This window comes from Aeromonas sp. 2692-1, from assembly GCF_013085505.1.
GTDB lineage: Bacteria > Pseudomonadota > Gammaproteobacteria > Enterobacterales > Aeromonadaceae > Aeromonas > Aeromonas hydrophila.
The window spans coordinates 1,518,873-1,534,988 of sequence record NZ_CP038513.1 but is presented as its reverse complement, the minus strand read 5'-3'; the positions used below and the strand labels follow the sequence as shown (position 1 = coordinate 1,534,988).

Sequence of the window (16,116 nt, the reverse complement as noted above, 5' to 3'; positions counted from 1 at the left end):
TATTCTTTTGAACCGGACCGACCGGCGGCCGGACAACATTTCAAGGTTGGCGGGCTCAGTGCCCCGCCCCATCCAGGTTGCGGTTGACCCAGATCAGCGGCAACAGCCCCACCAGCACGATGACGATGGCGCCGAGCGCGCCGCGTTCCAGCATCTCGTCCGACACGAATTGGTAGACGTGGGTCGCCAGGGTGTCGAAGTTGAACGGCCGCAACAGCAGGGCGGCGGGCAGCTCCTTCATAGATTCGATGAACACCAGCATGGCACCGGCAAACAGGCCGCGCCGCACCAGCGGCAGGTGCACCCGCCGCAGCATGGCGCCATCCCCCTGCCCCAGGGAGCGAGCCGCCATGTCGAGGCTGGGGGAGATCTTGCCCATGCTGCTCTCCACCGAGCCGATGGCGATGGCCACGAAGCGCACCAGATAGCCGAACACGATGGCGGTGATGGTGCCGGTCAGCAGCAGCCCCGGCCCCTGACGCCCCAGCCACTCGGCCAGATCGTTGATGGCAAAATCGAGGGCGGTGAGCGGTACCAGCACCCCGATGGCCAGCACGGTACCCGGCATGGCGTAACCCATGGCGGCGATGCGCAGCGGCAGCAGGCTCTTGATCCCGCCATCGAGACGACGACAGAAGCCGAGCAGCAGGGCGATGCCCATGGCCAGCAGGGCGGTCAGCGCCGAGATAGCCAAGCTGTTGCCGGCGAAGCGGACAAACTCCGGCGTCCACGACAATTCGAAGTAGCGCACGCCGTAATCCAGCAAAATGACGAACGGCAGGCCGAAGCCGGCCAATACCAGTCCCCAGCACCAGAGACCGGCCAGCCAACGACTCATCCCCTTGAGCGGGTAGCGCAGCGGCTGCTCATGGCCCATCGACTTCTGGAACACCTGCTGCCGGCTGCGCGAGCGGCGCTCCAGCGCGATCAGCAGCACCACCGCCAGCAGCATCAGACAGGAGAGCTTGGCGGCGGTGGCCAGGCTGCCATAACCGAGCCAGGTGTCGTAGACCGCCGTGGTCAGGGTGTTGATGGCAAAGAAGTGGACGGTGGCAAAATCGGCCAGCGTCTCCATCGCCACCAGCGATACCGCCACCATGATGGCGGGGCGCGCCAGCGGCAGGCTGAGGCGGCGAAAGCTCTGCCAGGGGGAGCAACCGAGCAGGCGGCTGGAGTGAATGAGGCTGACCGACTGTTCCAGAAAAGAGGCGCGGGTCAGCAGATAGACGTAGGGGAACAGCACCAATGCCAGCACCCAGGCGGCACCGCCGAGGGAGCGGATGGCCGGAAACCAGTAGTCAGCCGGCCCGCCCCAGCCAACCAGCTGCCGCAGCCCCGCCTGCAGCGGGCCCGAGTAGTCGAGCAGGTCGGTATAGACGTAGGCGACGATATAGGAGGGCATGGCCATCGGCAGCATCAGCGCCCACTGCAGGGCGCGCCGCCCCGGCACCTGGCACATGGCCACCAGCCAGGCGGTGGGTACGCCGAACAGCAGGCTGAGCAGCACCACGCCGACCACCAGCCCCAGGGTATTGGCCAGATAGTCGAACAGCACGGTATCGGCGAGGTGGCCAAACAGATCTCCGTCGGCCGACAAGGCGGAGAAGACCAGAGCGAGCACCGGCAAAGCCAGCAGCAGGGCGCTGGCCCAGCTGCCGGTAATCCATCCAAAATTTTTCATGAGACCACAGAGGTTGATGGGGCCATTGGCCCCATCTGATTACAAGTCGAATTTCACTTCATCCAGCAGCTGCAAGGCGTCCTTGCGGTGCTTGGCGTAATCGCTGACCGGTAGCGCATCAGACTTGAAGCTGCCCCAAGACTTGACCATGGCGGAAGGCTCGACCCCGGCCTTGACCGGATACTCGGCGTTCACGTCCGCATACATGTGCTGGGCGGTGTCGCCGGCCAGGAACTCCATCAGCTGCTGGGCCTCGGCCTTGTTCTTGGCGTACTTGGTCATGGCCACGCCGCTCACGTTGACGTGGGCGCCGCGGTCAGCCTGGTTCGGGAAGTTGATGTAGACGGCATCGGCCCAGGCTTTCTGCGCCGGGTCCTTCAACATCGCGCCCAGGTAGTAGCTGTTGCCGAGCGACAGGTCACAGATACCATCCTTGATCGCCTTGACCTGATCCCGGTCGTTGCCCTGCGGCTTGCGCGCCAGGTTGGCCTTGACCCCTTCCAGCCAGCTCTTGGTCTCGGCCATGCCGTGATGAGCGATCATGGAGGAGACCAGCGCCACATTGTACTCATGCTTGCCGCTGCGAGTGCAGATTTTTCCTTTGAATTCGGGCTTGGCCAGATCTTCGTAGCTGATGGTATCGAGCTTGCCGAGACGATCCTTGCTGGAATAGATGGCACGCACCCGGGTGGTCAGCGCGAACCAGCGGTTGTCCGGATCACGATAGATGGCTGGGATGTTCTCCTGCAGGATCTTGCTGTCCACCGGCTGCACCAGCCCCTTGTCCACCAGATCGGTCAGCCGGCTGATGTCGACGGTCAGCATCAGATCCGCCGGGGAGAGCTTGCCTTCCCGCTCCAGACGCTCGTTCAGCCCCTCTTTGGCGAACACCACGTTGACCTTGATGCCCGATTCCTTCTCGAACTGCTGGATGATGGGCTTGATCAGCTCATCCTGCCGGTTGGAGTAGACATTCACCTCCCCTGCCGCCAATGCCGACTGAGCCGCCAACGCAGAGAAAGCCAGTGCCAACATCTTCATTTTCATCATCCATTCCTTGAGTTGCTATATCGAGTGAGAACCATTGCTGTTTGCATTTTGCATTGAGCTCGACAGCCGGATCAAGAAATCCTGATATGGCGGGATCACATATTTAAACGCCGTTCAAACAAAGGGGCCTGATAGAATCCTATCCGGCCCCACCATGGAGTCAATCAGCGACAACGTACCGATCATTCGCCCCATCCAGCGCGCTCAAAGCGCCTCGTCGTCGCTCTCACCGGTCCGAATGCGCACGGCCTGCAGCAGGTCGTAGACGAAGATCTTGCCGTCACCGATCTTGCCGGTATAAGCGGCCTTGCAGATCGCCTCGATCACCCCTTCGACGTTGTCGTCGGCCGTCGCTATCTCCAGCTTTACCTTGGGCAGAAAGTCGACCTGATACTCGGCTCCCCGGTATAATTCGGTGTGCCCCTTCTGGCGGCCAAACCCTTTGACCTCGGACACGGTCAGACCCTCGACCCCCAGGTTGGCGATGGCCTCGCGCACGTCGTCCAACTTGAAGGGTTTGATAATCGCAGTAATCAGCTTCATCTGGTTGCTCCCAATCCATGGTATGTCATGAATGGGGAATCAATTCTTGTGCCAAGTCTTTTTATTGTTTAATTTCAAAAAGATAGCATTTAGGCCTGGAGCAGGACTCTCCCGGCATCACCAAGGGAGCGCATCTCGCCCCATTATGAGGCACCAAGCTGAGCCAGCCACAGCCGATGCACCAAACAAGAGCACCGCAGTATGTTAGTCATCTCCAACAGCGTTACCCTGCCCTGGCATGAACTGCAATTCCAGACCATGCGGGCACAGGGCAACGGTGGCCAGCACGTCAACAAGACCGACTCCGCCGTCTGGTTGCGCTTCGATTACCGCAACTCCCCCAGCCTCACCCCGCTCTACAAGGAGGGGCTCGACAAGCTGAGCGACAGCCGGGTTCACGACGGTTTCATCATGATCCGGGTCGAGACCCACCGCAGCCAGGACATGAACCGCAAGGAGGCGATGAACCGTCTGGTAGAGCTGCTGAAGAAAGCGGCCTGGCGCCCCAAGGCCCGCCACGCCACCAAGCCGACCCGCAGCTCCCAGCGCAAGCGGGTCGATGCCAAGAAGCGCAAGGGGGAGATAAAATCGACCCGCGGCAAGCCGGTAGTGGACTAGCCGGGCCCTTGCCCAACGCCCGAGGATGACAGAATGAAATTCAGTTTTTGCGACAGCGCCCACGGCCCCTGCTCATCGCCATCGACCGGGACGGGCTGCGCTATGTGGAGTTCGTGCTAGGCGAGCAGCCGGTCACCCCGACCGACGAATGGCAACGCGACGATCAGGCACTGGCCCCCTTCATCGAACAGTTCGCGGCCTACTTCGCCGGTCGCCTACGCCGCTTCGATCTGCCGCTGGCCGCCCGGGGCACCCCTTTTCAGCAATCGGTGTGGCGCGCCCTAGGCGATATTCCCTACGGCGAGACCGTCAGCTACCTCGAGATAGCCCAGGCCATCGGCAATCCCAAGGCAGTTCGCGCAGTGGGTGCCGCCAACGGGCGCAATCCGCTCAGCATCATAGTGCCCTGCCACCGGGTGATCGGCCGCAGCGGCGAGCTGACCGGTTATGCCGGCGGCATTCCCATCAAACGTTGGTTGCTGGCGCTGGAGCAACAGACCGCAGACAACTTCGCACTGACCCCGTGACCCTCTAACCAGTCAGTCCCATTGCGTTTAGCAAAATGAACATAGTATGAAGAATCGCCTCAGAAGGGCTTCAGACAGCATCAGGCATCATGGCTTCACACTTGGATGGCATGGCTCATCCCTCATTCAAGTGGCCCCCATGTGACGCTTCCAATCTGTCTTTTTCCCCGCGCCTCCCTGAGGCGCTTTTTTTTGCCGGCAGGCGGCCACAAAAAAGCCCGCCGAAGCGGGCTCTGACCGGAAGGTGCTAACTTCTGGGTCAATCAGAGGGCGAGGAACAAGCCTGCCAGCGAGGCGCTCATCAGGTTTGCCAGCACACCCGCCAGGATGGCGCGCATGCCGTAACGGGCGATGAAGGATTTGCGCTCCGGCACCATGGCGCCCAGGCCGCCGATCAGGATCGCCATGGAAGAGATGTTGGCGAAACCACACAGGGCGAAGGTGACGATGGCCTTGCTCGACTCGCTCAGGGTCTGGTCCTGCACCAGGGCGATGAAGGCGACGAACTCGTTCACCACTATCTTGGTCCCGATCAGGGCGCCGGCGGCCTGAGCCTGCTCCCAGGGAATGCCGATCAGCCAGGAGACGGGTGCAAACAGCCAGCCCAGAATGATCTGGAAGCTCAGCTCCAGTCCTACCAGGTCGCCGGCCCAGCCCAGCAGGCCGTTGAGCATGGCGATCACCCCGACGAAGGCCAGCAGGGTAGCCCCCACGGCAACCGCGATGTTGAGGCCGGACATGGCGCCATCGGCGGCCGCTTCAATCACGTTGGTGGCGCGCGGGATCACCACGTCCTGATGATGGTCCTGCTCCTCGGCGGCAGGCGGCACCAGGATCTTGGCCATGGCCAGACCGGCCGGCGCCGACATGAAGGCCGCCGCGATCAGGTATTTCAGCTCGACCCCGATGCTGGCGTAACCCACCAGGGTACCGCCGGCCACGGAGGCGAGGCCACAGCTCATCACCGCGAAGAACTGGGAATCGGACATCTTGGAGAGATAGGGTTTGACCACCAGCGGCGCCTCCACCATGCCGACGAAGATGTTGGCGGTGGCGGAGAGGCTCTCGGCGCGGCCTGTGCCCAGCAGCTTCTGCAGGCCACCGCCGAGCAAGGCGATCACTTTCGGCATCAGGCCGATGTGGTAGAGGATGGCGATCACCGCAGAGAAGAAGATGATGACCGGCAACACGTTGAAGGCAAAGATGAAGCCCAGCTTGAACTTGGCCAGATCGCCGAACAGGAAGGCGATCCCCTCCTGACCGTAACCGATCACGCTGCTGACGCTTTCGCTCACCCCGTTCAGCACATGCTGACCGGCGGGCAGCCAGAGCACCAGGCCGGCGAAGAGGATCTGCAGGCAGAGGGCCAGGCCCACTGTTCGCAACGGGATACGACGACGATTATCAGAGCAGAGCGTGGCCACGGCCAGAATGCTCAGGATGCCGAGCAGGGCAATCATAGGGACTCCATCAGGTGGGGCGAAAGATGGGCGCGGATTCTGCGCTCCCGGCCTCGCCACTGCAAGTCCACTTGGTTACAGCCCTGTTAGCAAAAACGTTTGCACGATACCGGTTGCGGCAACTGGCTGATTTGACTCGATTTTGGTTTCAAGCGAAAGCCAGTGTTCTTATATGGAAACGATTATTCCTCGGTGCCGGACAATTTGCCGCCGAGCCAGGGGGCCAGCCGCTGCTCCCAGTAGGGATTCGGACCGAAGCTCTCCTTGAGGAAGTCGATGAACAGCCGGATCTTGGGATCCAGGTGCTCGCGCCTGGCATAAACGGCGTGCACCGCCATCTTCTGGTTCGGCCGCCACTGGGGCAGCAGCGGGATCAGCTGGCCGGACTGCAACTCCTTGTCCAGCAGGTAGTTGGCCACGTAGGCGATGCCGAGCCCGGCCAGGGCGGCGTCGCGCACCGCCTCCGCCAGATCCACCCGGTAGTTGCCGGCCACCTGCACCGTCTGGCGCTCCTTGCCCTGGCGAAACGACCACTCGTGGTAGCGCCGCTCCCGGCTCTGATAGGTGATGCAGTTGTGCTGGGCCAGGTCCCTGGGGTGCAGCGGGGTGCCGTGGCTCAGCAGATAGTCCGGCGAGGCCACCAGCACGAAGTGAATGTCCGCCAGCCGCTGCCCCACCAGGGCCTCGGGTTTGTCTTCATAGGTGGTGATCCAGAGATCCAGCCCCTCATCCACCAGGTTGGTGCGGTGATCAAACAGCGAGACCTCCAGCTCCAGCTCGGGGTAACGATCCTGAAATGCCTTGAGGCGCGGGATCACGTGCAGCCGGCCGAAAGACTGGCCGACTCCCAGATGCAGGATGCCGCTTACCTTGCCGCGCCGCTCCGCCACCATGGAGTCCGCCTCCAGTGCCACCGCCACCAGGGCGCGGCAGTGGCGGGCATACTCCTGGCCAAGCTCGGTGAGAGAGAAGCGGCGGGTGGTGCGCTGCACCAGCTGGGCACCGAGTTCGGTCTCCAGCTGGGCCAGCTGTTTGCTGATGTGGGATTTGGAGACCTCGAGCCGCCGGGCGGCCGCCGAGATGCCCTGTTCACGGACCAGGGCATCGAAGATCACCATTTGGGGCAGACGTTGCAGCACGGGATTACCAGAGAGAAGAGCGGGCCCCCATTATTCCAGAGCCGCCCGCCGCGGGGTAGCGCTAAAGGCCGAGCGCCCGTTTGACCTCTTTTTGCAGGGGATCGTCCGCCGGATTCTGGTTCGCCCCATAACTCGCGACCAGCTTGCCGTCACGGCCGACCAGGTACTTGTGGAAGTTCCAGCCCGGCGCCTCGCCCGCCGCCGCGGCCAACCCCCGGTAAAGCGGGCTGGCATCGGCCCCGCGCACGGCGATCCGGTTGAACATGGGGAAGGTCACCCCGTAATCGCGTCGGCAGACCGAGGCCGTCTTGCCCTCGTCCCCCGCCTCCTGCCAGAAGTCGTTGGAGGGGAAGCCGAGCACCACCAATCCCTTCTCCTTGTAGGTCTGGTAGAGCGTCTCCAGATCCCGGAACTGGCCGCGATAGCCGCAGTAGGAAGCGGTATTGACCACCAGCACCACCTTGCCCTCGGCCAACTGGCAGAGGTTGTGGCGCTGGGTGCTGTTGAGCTCCCGCATCTCCACGTTGAAGTAGTCCGGGCAGGCGGCGACGGCCGCCCCGGCCCCGAGTGTCAGCAACAACATGATCCATTTCATCGAGCGACTCCTGTCAGACAGATGAGTGACATACGCGTGGGCACGCCAGCCGGTTCACCCGCTCAATAGAGGGGGATGCCGGTGAGCATGCCGTGCCCCCAGAAGATCAGCAGGGCGGTGAGCGCCAGCCCGGCCCCCACGCTGAGCCCGGTGCCGTACCAGTTGGCCGCCGGACGGGGATGGCGCTGCCAGTCCCGCACCGAAATCCAGACGATGCTCACCAGCGCCCACAGGCCGATGCCGCCAAACAGCACCAGGGAGCGGGCCTCGCTGTTGACCGCCAGGTGGGCGCCGGCCCAGAGCAGAGTGCCGAGCAGCTGAGGATGCACCAGCCAGCGCCGCAGGTGGTTGGGCCCCTGGCCGGAGCAGAACAGGATCAGGGCGATGGGCATGACCGCCATCATCAGGGTCGGTCCCCAGGCGGGCAGAAAATAGAGCGGCAGGGGGCTGGCGGTGCGCCAGCCGGCGATGATGCAGGCGATGGCGATGAACACTAGCAACGAGAAGAGTCCCTTGTAGCGATTCTCCCCCAGCCGCTCGCGCAAGCGGGCCCGATGGGCGCTTGCGAAGCAGGGATAGAGGTGGATCAGGGTAAACAGCAGTACCCCCAGGGTCAGCAAGATCATGGGTTGCTCCTTGTACTATGGGGGATCACTATGCCGCAAAGTCGGCGGCCAGAATACAGAAACCGCAGAAAAGCACAGGCTATACAGCAGGATAATGAAAAAAGCCGATCATCTGATCGGCAAGGTGTTTCGGGCAGACCGGCAACGGGGCAGGTCGTCACCGCGACACGGGGCTAGGTTGGCCGGCGCCAGGCACCGGCCAGAAGAGAGTCAGGATCGCAGCAGATAGAGCGCCGCCACGTTGCGGGCCGTGAGCTGCAGGTTGGTGGTGGCGGTGGCCAGCGCCTCCGGCAGGGACATGGCGCGGTTGACCACGGCGAACACCGCATCCAGCCCGTGTTCGTACACCACGCCGCAGTCGTCGGTCAGGCAGCCCGCAATGCCGATCACCGGCTTGCCGAACTGCTTGGCGCAGCGTGCGACACCGATTGGCGTCTTGCCGTGGATGGTCTGGCTGTCGATACGCCCCTCGCCGGTGATGACCAGATCCGCATCGGCCACCGCCTCGGCCAGTTTCAGCGCCTCGATGACGATCTGGATGCCGGGCTTGAGCTCGGCGCCGAGCAGGCCCACCAGGGCCGCGCCCATGCCACCGGCGGCGCCCGCCCCCGCAATCTCCTTCACCTGCTTGCCAAGCGCCTGCTCGATGCAGTCGGCGTAGTGAGCCAGGTTGGCGTCCAGCTGCGCCACCATCGCGGGGGTCGCCCCCTTCTGCGGACCGAACACGGCGGAGGCCCCTTTCGGCCCGCACAGCGGGTTGTCCACGTCGCAGGCCACCTCGATGGTGATCTTGGCGAGGCGCGAATCGAGCCCGCTCAGATCGATGGTGACCAGCTCGGCCAGACCGGCGCCGCCCGGCGCGATGGGAGTGCCGTCGCGCTTGAGCAGCTTGCCGCCGAGCGCCTGGATCATGCCGGCACCGCCGTCATTGGTGGCGCTACCGCCGATGCCGAGGATCAGATGCTTCACCCCCATGTCGAGGGCCGCCAGGATCAACTCGCCGGTACCGCTGCTGGAGGTGTGCAGCGGATTGCGCAGCTCAGGCGCCACCAGATGCAGGCCGGAGGCCGCCGCCATCTCGATGACGGCGCGCTCGCCATCCCCCAGCAGACCGACGAAGCCCTGTACCTTGTTGCCGAGGGGAGCGGTCACGTAGAAGGGCAGAATGCGGCCGCCGGTGGCGTCCACCAGGGACTGCACCGTCCCCTCGCCGCCATCAGCCATCGGCAATTTGACGTAGATGGCATCCGGCAACACCTGCTTGAATCCGGCCTCGATGGCATCGGCCACCGCCATGGCGCTGAGGCTCTCCTTGAATGAATCGGGGGCGATAACAATTTTCATATCAATTCCTTAGGCGAGGCCAAACACGCCGAACATCAGGGTGGAGACGGCGGCAATGGTCAGACCGACCGCGGTTTCGTAGGGGATGAGCTTGAGCCGCTCACCCACGCCCATGTGGACGCTGCCGCCGGTGGCATGGAAGAAGGAGCCGTGGGGCATGTGGTCGAACACGGTGGCACCGGCGTGGATCATGGCGGCCCCCGCCAGGCTGCTGATGCCAAGCTCTATCAGGGTGGAGCTGAACACGTTGGAGGCCACCACGGTACCGGCGGTGGTCGAGGCGGTCGCCAGCGACATCAGGGCACCGGAGATGGGAGCCAGCAGGTAGGAAGGCAGGCCGGAGGCGGTCAGGCCGCTGATCAGCACATCCTTGAGGCCGGAGTTGGCGATGATGCCCGCCAGGGTACCGGTACCCAGCAGCATGATGGCGACCGGCGCCATGCGGGCGAGACCCGAGACCGCAAACTGGTTCACCTTGCTGAACTTGCCCATCATCAGGGCGCCGACCAGGCCACCGAGGGGCAGTGCAATGAGCGGGTCCACCACGATGCCGGCGATGGGGCGCAGGGCCAGCAGCAGGATGGCCACCAGCGGCGCGCTGATGGCGGCGGCAAAGCCCGGCAGCTTGCTGCCATTGAAGCTCACCACCTCGTCGGCGGCGACCTTGCTGCCCTTGTTGTTGAGGCGCTTGGCCAGCCAGTAGGCCATCACCAGCCCGAACAGGCCTGGGATGATGCCGGCCGCCATCACCGAGGTGAGCGGCAGGTGGAAGGCATCCGCTGCGGCGATGGCGTTCGGGTTCGGGGACATGACGTTGCCCGCCTTGCCGCCGCCGATCATCGCCAGCAGGATGGCCGCCTTGGAGAGGTCGGCACGACGGGCGATGGCCAGCGCTATGGGGGCGACCGTGATGACGGCCACGTCCACGAACACGCCGACCGCGGTCAGGATCAGGGTGGCCAGCGCCAGTGCCAGCAGGGCGCGGGTCTCGCCCAGCTTCTTGACGATGGTCTCGGCGATGGTGGTGGCGGCGCCCGATTCGATCAGCACGCCGGCCAGCACGCCCGCCGCCAGGATCCGCATCACCGCCGTGGTGATCCCCTGGGCACCGCCGATCATCAGGGCGACGGTCTGGGTCAGATCGGCGCCGCCGATCAGACCGCCGGCCAGGGCGCCGACGATCATGCCGTAAGCGGGCGGCACCTTCTTCAGGATCAGGAAGATGGCGATGGAGAGCGCGGCGAGAGCGCCGAGCGCGGATACAGGGATCATGACGGGCACCTTTCAAATGAGTGAGTGGTGGCCATTATGGTGATCCGGGATCGGAATGCTTTGGTCAAAAAACCAAATATCAGCTTTGTAAAACGCAACTTTCTGTATGAATGAACAAATCAGCTGTCGAGGTTGAGCCCGAGATAGAGCAGGAACTTGTCATCTAACTTGTTGAAATTCAACCCGGTTATCTGCTCAATCCGGGTCAGCCGATAGCGCAGGGTATTGGGGTGGATGAACAGGGCTTCGGCGCAGGGATGCAGATCACAATCCTGCAAGAAATATTGGCGCAGCGTCTTCTGCAGCGTTCCCTTTGTGTCCTCCTGTGCCAGCTTGTGCAGCGGTGCCCGCAGCTGATCCGCCTGCCAGGAGTCCGCCAGACTGCCGAGCAGCACCGGCAGCCGATAATCCTCGAAGAAATAGACCTGTTTGCGCGGCGCCTGCCGCATGCCACGGCGCAAGGTGTCCCGCGCCGTCTGGTAGGAACGCGCCAGCCCGCCGGTGCCGGCGAAGTAATCACCCACCCCGATGCGCACCCGAAAGTGGGGAATGCGGGCCAGCAGCTGCTTGATGCGGCTGCGTTCCTGCGCCGACTGCCAGATGCCGTCGCTGAGCTGGGCCGGCTTGAGCACCACTATCTCGTCCAGACCATTGATGGCCACCAGGTTGTTCCGCTCCGGGTTTTCCAGCAGATGCACCAGCTCCCGCAGCCTGGCCGGGTCGGCCTCCTCCAGTGCCAGCACCGCCACCACCCGCGGCTGGGCCAGATCCAGCCCGAGGAAACGGGCCGCCTGCTGCAACTGATCGTCCCGCCCTTCACCACGGATCAGCTGCAGTACCAGCTCCTCCTTGTGGCGCTTGTCCCACTGCAGCTGCTCGGTGAGCGCCGCCTGCTCCAGAATGAGCTCAGCGGTCATGCGCACCAGTTCGGCGTAAGCACGCACTTCGTCCGGATCGCCCGAGATGCCGATGACCCCGAGCAGCTCCCCCTGATAGGCGATGGGCAGGTTGATGCCGGGGCGCACCCCCTTGAGCTCACGGGCGGTGGCGTCGCTGATCTCCACCACCCGGTTTTCGGTCAATGCCAGCACCGCCCCCTCGTGACGCTGATGGAGCCGCTCCGGGTTGCCGGACGCGATGATCAGGCCGTGCTCGTCCATCACGTTGACCGAGAACGACAGGATCTTCATCGCCCGGCTGACAATCTGCCGTGCAAGCGTGTCATTGAGCTGCATAGGTACTCCGCTGAACGAAACGGGAATAGCCTGAGGCGATGATGAGCCGCTGTGGTTCGTCCATCACGTTGGCCGAAAAAGAGAGGATCTTCATCGCCCAACTGACTATCTGGCGTGCGAGGGTATCGTTTAGCTGCATCACATCTCCAAAGCGGGGGCCGGACCGGCCACAAAGCGCCGGTAGCGGGGCAAAGATGCCACATCTTCAAGACAAGCGAGGGGGGGCTCGCTAGAATAGGCCACTTTACGCTATATGCGCCCCGCCATGGAGCAGGATTTGCCCTGCCCATGACGACTCACCCTTCCGCTATGGACTGAACTATGGATTATGAATTTCGCCGCGATCCGTTCGGCGGTTATCGCGCCCGGTTCTCCATGGGCCATGAGGCCATCGGCCAGTGGCTGATCGACGAAGTGGGCAAGGACGAGGAGAAACTCGACGAGCTGTTCGCCATCATCGATCAGCTCTCCAGCCGGACTCGCGTCGAATACCGGCTGCTGGGCGGCGACTACTCCCTGCTGCTGACCCACGAGGAAGCCGAGGTGAAAGCCAACGTCCTCAATATCGAGCAGGATGAGGATCTCGACGATCTCGCCTACTACGATGATGAACAGCTGGCCATGTGCGGGCTGGAAGATTTTGCCCAGGTGCTCGGCTCCTGGCGCGCCTTTATCCGCAACGAGGATATGGGCTGATCGACCCCTCTGAAAAAACGACATCGGGCAACCATGCCCCATTGCCTAACCAACAGGATTGACTATGTCTATTTACGATTTTGATGACGAGCTGCCGGAAGACGAGCAGGAACAACCGAAAAAAGCCGCCCCTGCCAAGAAGAAAGGCAAGCAGGTGCTGAACACCCAGGTCAACCTGAGCCCGCGCGATGCCAGCCGTCTGAACGGTATGCACGTCGAAGCCATCGCCACCCTGGACGACGTCAGCCTGCCGAAGAACGTCATCTTCAAGGCCGGCCTCATCGCCCTGGGCGAGCTGGAAGCCAGCAAGCGTGCCGACATCATTGCCCGGGTGATCGCCGAATCCGGCCGCTGAGACGCCTTGTCACCCTTGCCAAAACCGGAGCCCAGCTCCGGTTTTTTTATGGCCGCGCGCCCTGGCAGCCACTCGAACACGGGATCCGACCAGCTTATTAAGCCTTGTCTCATGGGATGTCCCATTGTTAAGGTGCGGGACTTTCATCGGCCTTGGAGACTCAATGTTACCTCTACCTGATTCACTCATCTGGGGAGCACTGGCGCTGGCCGTCTTGCTCTGTCTGACCCGGCAACGGCTGCCCGGCTTCATCATGCTGGCCGTCGCCCTGCTGGCGGCTCTCGGCCTCGGCCACCTGAGCCCCATCGCCCTGCTGGCCAGCACGGCGGGCCTGCTGCTGGCCTGGCGCACCCCCTCCCTGCCCCAGCCCTGGCGCGCCGTCGCCCTGGGCGCTGTGCTGCTGTGGGCGGTGGCGCTGATGCTGCACCTCATCCCCGGTTTCACCAACCTGAAGGTGCTGGATCAGGTGCAGGCCGGCCCCGCCAGCGTGCCGTTCAACATGTATCTCAACCTGGACAAGCCGCTGGTCTTCTTCGGCCTGCTGCTGGCCTGGCCCGCCCTGCTGGGCCCGGGCGGCGCCATTCAGTGGCGCAGATTGGCACTGCTGCTGGTGCCGCTGGCGGCCCTGCTGATCGTCGCCTGGCAGCTGGGAGCCCTCAAGCCCGAGGTGGGCCTACCCGGCTGGTGGTGGCTGTTTGCCCTCAACAACCTGCTGTTCACCTGCGTGGCGGAAGAGGCGCTGTTTCGCGGCTTCCTGCAGCAGGGGATCGCCGCACACCGCCGGCGCTGGCTTGGGGTGCTGGTGGCCAGCCTGCTGTTCGGCGCCGCCCACCTGGCCGGCGGCCCGCTGCTGGTGCTGTTCGCCGCGCTGGCAGGCGCCTGCTATGGCCTGGCGTTCCTGCTGAGCGGGCGCCTCGGCGTCGCCATCGCGATCCACTTTCTGTTCAACTTCGCCCACCTGGCCCTCTTTACCTACCCGCTGGCCAGCCGCTGATCCCGGGCGCCCCCTGCGGGGCGCCTGCAACCTCCGCTCCCCCCCTTGGTGTACGCCAATCCTCCCTTTGCCATCCGCCTGCACAGATGCACCTTTCATTTGCACTATTTAGCTAAGCGAGAGTGGCGATTAATTGACCCAAGCCAAGATAGCGCGCTTGCTGCCCCCTAGAATGGGCCGGTAACAATCACAAAAAATAAAAACAAATCTATCAGTTACTTGGCTCAATCAGGATGCACTCATGACCACAACCCAACGGGAGGGGGAGATACGTTTCCCCGACCACCTGTCACTGATCTCGACGACCGACCCCGCCAGCCACATCACCTACGCCAACCAGCACTTCTGTGACGTGGCCGGTTATCACCCCGCCGAAATGGAGGGGGTGCCCCACAATCTGGTACGCCACCCCGACATGCCCAAGGCCGCCTTTGCCGACATGTGGCAGCGACTGCGCCAGGGCAAAAGCTGGATGGGGCTGGTGAAAAACCGCGCCAAGAGCGGCAAGTTCTACTGGGTCAACGCCTATGTCACCCCCATCCTCAACGAACAGCGACAGATCATCGAGTACCAGTCGGTGCGCACCCGCCCCAGCGAACACGACATCGCCTGGGCGGAGCAGCTCTACGCCCGCATCCGGGCCGGCAAGGCGCTACCCTGGCTGAGCCGGCTCGCCCTCGAACCCGGTCTGCTCACCTTGCTGCTGTCGGGCGGCGCCCTGCTCACCCTGCTGGCGGCCATCATCAGCGGCAATCCGTTATGGGGGGCGCCAGGCGCACTGGCCCTGCTGGCCCAGATGCTGCACGGCTGGCGCCTGCAGCAGCGGCTCAACCGGCTGGCTCATACAGCTGGCGAGGAGATGGGCACCCCGCTTTGCCAGGTGCTCTACACCAGGCGGCGGGACACCCTGGCAGCCCTGGAGCTGGCGCTTCGCATGAAGCGGGCCGAGCTCAAGGCGGTGGTGGGGCGCAGCGCCGACACCAACCAGCAGATCCTGCAGGCCGCCGAGGATGACAGAGGCAATATCCAGACCATCGATATCCACCTGCAACAACAGCGGGCCCAGAGCGAGCAGCTGGCCGCCGCCATCACCGAGCTCAGCCACTCCATTCGCGACGTGGCGAGCAACGCCCATCAGGCCAGCGAACTGGTGGGCGAGGTGCAGCAGGTCTCCGCCGAGGGGTTGCGGGCGCTGGCCACCACCCAGTCCTCGGTCGATCAGCTCCATCACGAGCTCGACGCCAACCACGCCGTGCTGGCCCGGCTGACCGGCGACAGCCAGAAGATCAGCGGGATCCTGGAGGTGATCAGCCAGATCGCCGATCAGACCAACCTGCTCTCCCTCAACGCGGCCATCGAGGCGGCGCGGGCCGGCGAGCAGGGGCGCGGTTTTGCGGTGGTGGCCGACGAGATCCGGGCGCTGGCCCAGAAGACCCGAAGCTCCACCGGCGAGATCAACGAGATGATCCAGGCGCTGCAGCAGACGACCCGTCAGCTGGCCGACGGCATGAGCCAGGGCGCCCAGACCTCGGACCGCTGCCAGCAGCACGTGGGGACCACCGCCGAGGTGCTCAACCAGATCAACCGCATGCTGGCCCGGGTCACCCATACCAGCGACGAGATTGCCCAGGCCGTCAGCCAGCAGGCAGATGTCACCAGCACCCTGGACAAGGGCATCCACCAGATCCACCAGCTGGCCAGCCACACCGCCGACAACAGCCGCCAGGCCCTCGACGGCATCACCCTGCTGGTGGAGCGGCTGCATGCCCTCTCCCGCCTGATCAACCAGTTCCAGCACTGACCGCCTTGCAGGGGCGTGCCGCCCGGCACGCCCGCTTCACCTCGTTCGTCTGACCTCACCCCGTCCCTGTGGCCGTTGCCAACCCCATGGGTTAACACCTCCCCATATGGGGCCTTTCATTTATTTGTAACAAAAATGTAAATGAAATGACCTCTGTGCCCGCCATAACAGTCACTTTCC

At 63.7% G+C, this 16,116-nt stretch carries 16 protein-coding genes and 1 pseudogene; 6 read left to right on the top strand and 11 right to left on the bottom strand.

Translation table 11 applies throughout. The features are described 5' to 3' along the window. Positions 1 to 55 precede the first annotated feature (55 nt). The 3 genes from E5E97_RS07470 to glnK all read right to left on the bottom strand — a co-directional run bounded on the left by E5E97_RS07470 (position 56) and on the right by glnK (position 3,274). Entirely contained in the window at positions 56 to 1,681 is a 1,626-nt protein-coding gene (locus E5E97_RS07470; protein WP_171280069.1) for an iron ABC transporter permease, read from the bottom strand. A gap of 39 nt (positions 1,682 to 1,720) precedes the next feature. Continuing rightward, positions 1,721 to 2,728, bottom strand: coding sequence for a Fe(3+) ABC transporter substrate-binding protein (locus tag E5E97_RS07465; protein ID WP_081086402.1), 1,008 nt, complete (start codon positions 2,726 to 2,728; stop codon positions 1,721 to 1,723). Between the two features lie 207 nt (positions 2,729 to 2,935). Further along, a complete protein-coding gene (glnK, locus tag E5E97_RS07460; protein WP_011704615.1) occupies positions 2,936 to 3,274 on the bottom strand; it encodes a P-II family nitrogen regulator in 339 nt (112 codons plus the stop codon). A 201-nt stretch (positions 3,275 to 3,475) separates the two neighbouring features. Here glnK and arfB point away from each other — a divergent pair, with 201 nt between their 5' ends. Together arfB and E5E97_RS07450 are read left to right on the top strand one after the other, a co-directional pair. Next, positions 3,476 to 3,892, top strand: coding sequence for an alternative ribosome rescue aminoacyl-tRNA hydrolase ArfB (arfB, locus tag E5E97_RS07455; protein WP_011704614.1), 417 nt, complete (start codon positions 3,476 to 3,478; stop codon positions 3,890 to 3,892). Between the two features lie 33 nt (positions 3,893 to 3,925). After that, positions 3,926 to 4,419 (top strand): annotated as a pseudogene (locus E5E97_RS07450) (methylated-DNA--[protein]-cysteine S-methyltransferase). Positions 4,420 to 4,682: 263 nt separating this feature from the next. Here E5E97_RS07450 and E5E97_RS07445 read toward each other — a convergent pair. The 8 genes from E5E97_RS07445 to E5E97_RS07410 all read right to left on the bottom strand — a co-directional run bounded on the left by E5E97_RS07445 (position 4,683) and on the right by E5E97_RS07410 (position 12,229). Beyond that, positions 4,683 to 5,879 (bottom strand): NupC/NupG family nucleoside CNT transporter, encoded by a 1,197-nt coding sequence (locus E5E97_RS07445; protein ID WP_011704612.1) that lies wholly within the window; start codon positions 5,877 to 5,879, stop codon positions 4,683 to 4,685. A 182-nt stretch (positions 5,880 to 6,061) separates the two neighbouring features. Continuing rightward, positions 6,062 to 6,997, bottom strand: a complete 936-nt coding sequence (locus E5E97_RS07440) for a LysR family transcriptional regulator (RefSeq protein WP_171281204.1) — start codon at positions 6,995 to 6,997, stop codon at positions 6,062 to 6,064. Between the two features lie 82 nt (positions 6,998 to 7,079). Further along, positions 7,080 to 7,613 carry a glutathione peroxidase gene (locus tag E5E97_RS07435; protein ID WP_171280068.1) on the bottom strand — a complete coding sequence of 178 codons (534 nt, stop codon included), beginning with the start codon at positions 7,611 to 7,613 and terminating at the stop codon, positions 7,080 to 7,082. Positions 7,614 to 7,675: 62 nt separating this feature from the next. Next, complete coding sequence (locus tag E5E97_RS07430; RefSeq protein WP_171280067.1) at positions 7,676 to 8,239, bottom strand: NnrU family protein; 564 nt, start codon at positions 8,237 to 8,239, stop codon at positions 7,676 to 7,678. 210 nt (positions 8,240 to 8,449) lie between these two features. Further along, positions 8,450 to 9,583 (bottom strand): glycerate kinase, encoded by a 1,134-nt coding sequence (locus E5E97_RS07425; RefSeq protein ID WP_171280066.1) that lies wholly within the window; start codon positions 9,581 to 9,583, stop codon positions 8,450 to 8,452. A gap of 9 nt (positions 9,584 to 9,592) precedes the next feature. Continuing rightward, complete coding sequence (locus E5E97_RS07420; RefSeq protein WP_011704607.1) at positions 9,593 to 10,855, bottom strand: GntP family permease; 1,263 nt, start codon at positions 10,853 to 10,855, stop codon at positions 9,593 to 9,595. 119 nt (positions 10,856 to 10,974) lie between these two features. Continuing rightward, the gene (locus tag E5E97_RS07415) at positions 10,975 to 12,090 is read right to left on the bottom strand and encodes a sugar diacid recognition domain-containing protein (RefSeq protein WP_171280065.1); all 1,116 of its coding nucleotides are present in this window, start codon (positions 12,088 to 12,090) and stop codon (positions 10,975 to 10,977) included. Then, the gene (locus E5E97_RS07410; RefSeq protein WP_169853739.1) at positions 12,077 to 12,229 is read right to left on the bottom strand and encodes a hypothetical protein; all 153 of its coding nucleotides are present in this window, start codon (positions 12,227 to 12,229) and stop codon (positions 12,077 to 12,079) included. The genes E5E97_RS07415 and E5E97_RS07410 overlap by 14 nt, the downstream gene beginning before the upstream one ends. A 182-nt stretch (positions 12,230 to 12,411) precedes the next feature. Between E5E97_RS07410 and E5E97_RS07405 the strand changes: the two genes are divergently transcribed. From E5E97_RS07405 to E5E97_RS07390, 4 genes are all read left to right on the top strand, one after another. Beyond that, entirely contained in the window at positions 12,412 to 12,786 is a 375-nt protein-coding gene (locus tag E5E97_RS07405; protein ID WP_011704605.1) for a YacL family protein, read from the top strand. Between the two features lie 64 nt (positions 12,787 to 12,850). Further along, positions 12,851 to 13,141: a hypothetical protein gene (locus E5E97_RS07400; protein WP_011704604.1), complete on the top strand. Its 291-nt coding sequence runs from the start codon at positions 12,851 to 12,853 to the stop codon at positions 13,139 to 13,141. Positions 13,142 to 13,304: 163 nt separating this feature from the next. Continuing rightward, positions 13,305 to 14,135, top strand: a complete 831-nt coding sequence (locus tag E5E97_RS07395) for a CPBP family intramembrane glutamic endopeptidase (RefSeq protein ID WP_171280064.1) — start codon at positions 13,305 to 13,307, stop codon at positions 14,133 to 14,135. Positions 14,136 to 14,376: 241 nt separating this feature from the next. Next, positions 14,377 to 15,936 carry a PAS domain-containing methyl-accepting chemotaxis protein gene (locus tag E5E97_RS07390; RefSeq protein WP_041218181.1) on the top strand — a complete coding sequence of 520 codons (1,560 nt, stop codon included), beginning with the start codon at positions 14,377 to 14,379 and terminating at the stop codon, positions 15,934 to 15,936. Positions 15,937 to 16,116 lie beyond the last annotated feature (180 nt).

What these genes read in the sequence shown, in the direction of transcription:
- E5E97_RS07470 (WP_171280069.1), bottom strand. Translation starts at nt 1,681, where the DNA reads ATGAAAAATTTTGGATGGATTACCGGCAGCTGGGCCAGCGCCCTGCTG.
- E5E97_RS07465 (WP_081086402.1), bottom strand. Translation starts at nt 2,728, where the DNA reads ATGAAAATGAAGATGTTGGCACTGGCTTTCTCTGCGTTGGCGGCTCAG.
- glnK (WP_011704615.1), bottom strand. Translation starts at nt 3,274, where the DNA reads ATGAAGCTGATTACTGCGATTATCAAACCCTTCAAGTTGGACGACGTG.
- arfB (WP_011704614.1), top strand. Translation starts at nt 3,476, where the DNA reads ATGTTAGTCATCTCCAACAGCGTTACCCTGCCCTGGCATGAACTGCAA.
- E5E97_RS07445 (WP_011704612.1), bottom strand. Translation starts at nt 5,879, where the DNA reads ATGATTGCCCTGCTCGGCATCCTGAGCATTCTGGCCGTGGCCACGCTC.
- E5E97_RS07440 (WP_171281204.1), bottom strand. Translation starts at nt 6,997, where the DNA reads ATGGTGATCTTCGATGCCCTGGTCCGTGAACAGGGCATCTCGGCGGCC.
- E5E97_RS07435 (WP_171280068.1), bottom strand. Translation starts at nt 7,613, where the DNA reads ATGAAATGGATCATGTTGTTGCTGACACTCGGGGCCGGGGCGGCCGTC.
- E5E97_RS07430 (WP_171280067.1), bottom strand. Translation starts at nt 8,239, where the DNA reads ATGATCTTGCTGACCCTGGGGGTACTGCTGTTTACCCTGATCCACCTC.
- E5E97_RS07425 (WP_171280066.1), bottom strand. Translation starts at nt 9,583, where the DNA reads ATGAAAATTGTTATCGCCCCCGATTCATTCAAGGAGAGCCTCAGCGCC.
- E5E97_RS07420 (WP_011704607.1), bottom strand. Translation starts at nt 10,855, where the DNA reads ATGATCCCTGTATCCGCGCTCGGCGCTCTCGCCGCGCTCTCCATCGCC.
- E5E97_RS07415 (WP_171280065.1), bottom strand. Translation starts at nt 12,090, where the DNA reads ATGCAGCTCAATGACACGCTTGCACGGCAGATTGTCAGCCGGGCGATG.
- E5E97_RS07410 (WP_169853739.1), bottom strand. Translation starts at nt 12,229, where the DNA reads ATGCAGCTAAACGATACCCTCGCACGCCAGATAGTCAGTTGGGCGATG.
- E5E97_RS07405 (WP_011704605.1), top strand. Translation starts at nt 12,412, where the DNA reads ATGGATTATGAATTTCGCCGCGATCCGTTCGGCGGTTATCGCGCCCGG.
- E5E97_RS07400 (WP_011704604.1), top strand. Translation starts at nt 12,851, where the DNA reads ATGTCTATTTACGATTTTGATGACGAGCTGCCGGAAGACGAGCAGGAA.
- E5E97_RS07395 (WP_171280064.1), top strand. Translation starts at nt 13,305, where the DNA reads ATGTTACCTCTACCTGATTCACTCATCTGGGGAGCACTGGCGCTGGCC.
- E5E97_RS07390 (WP_041218181.1), top strand. Translation starts at nt 14,377, where the DNA reads ATGACCACAACCCAACGGGAGGGGGAGATACGTTTCCCCGACCACCTG.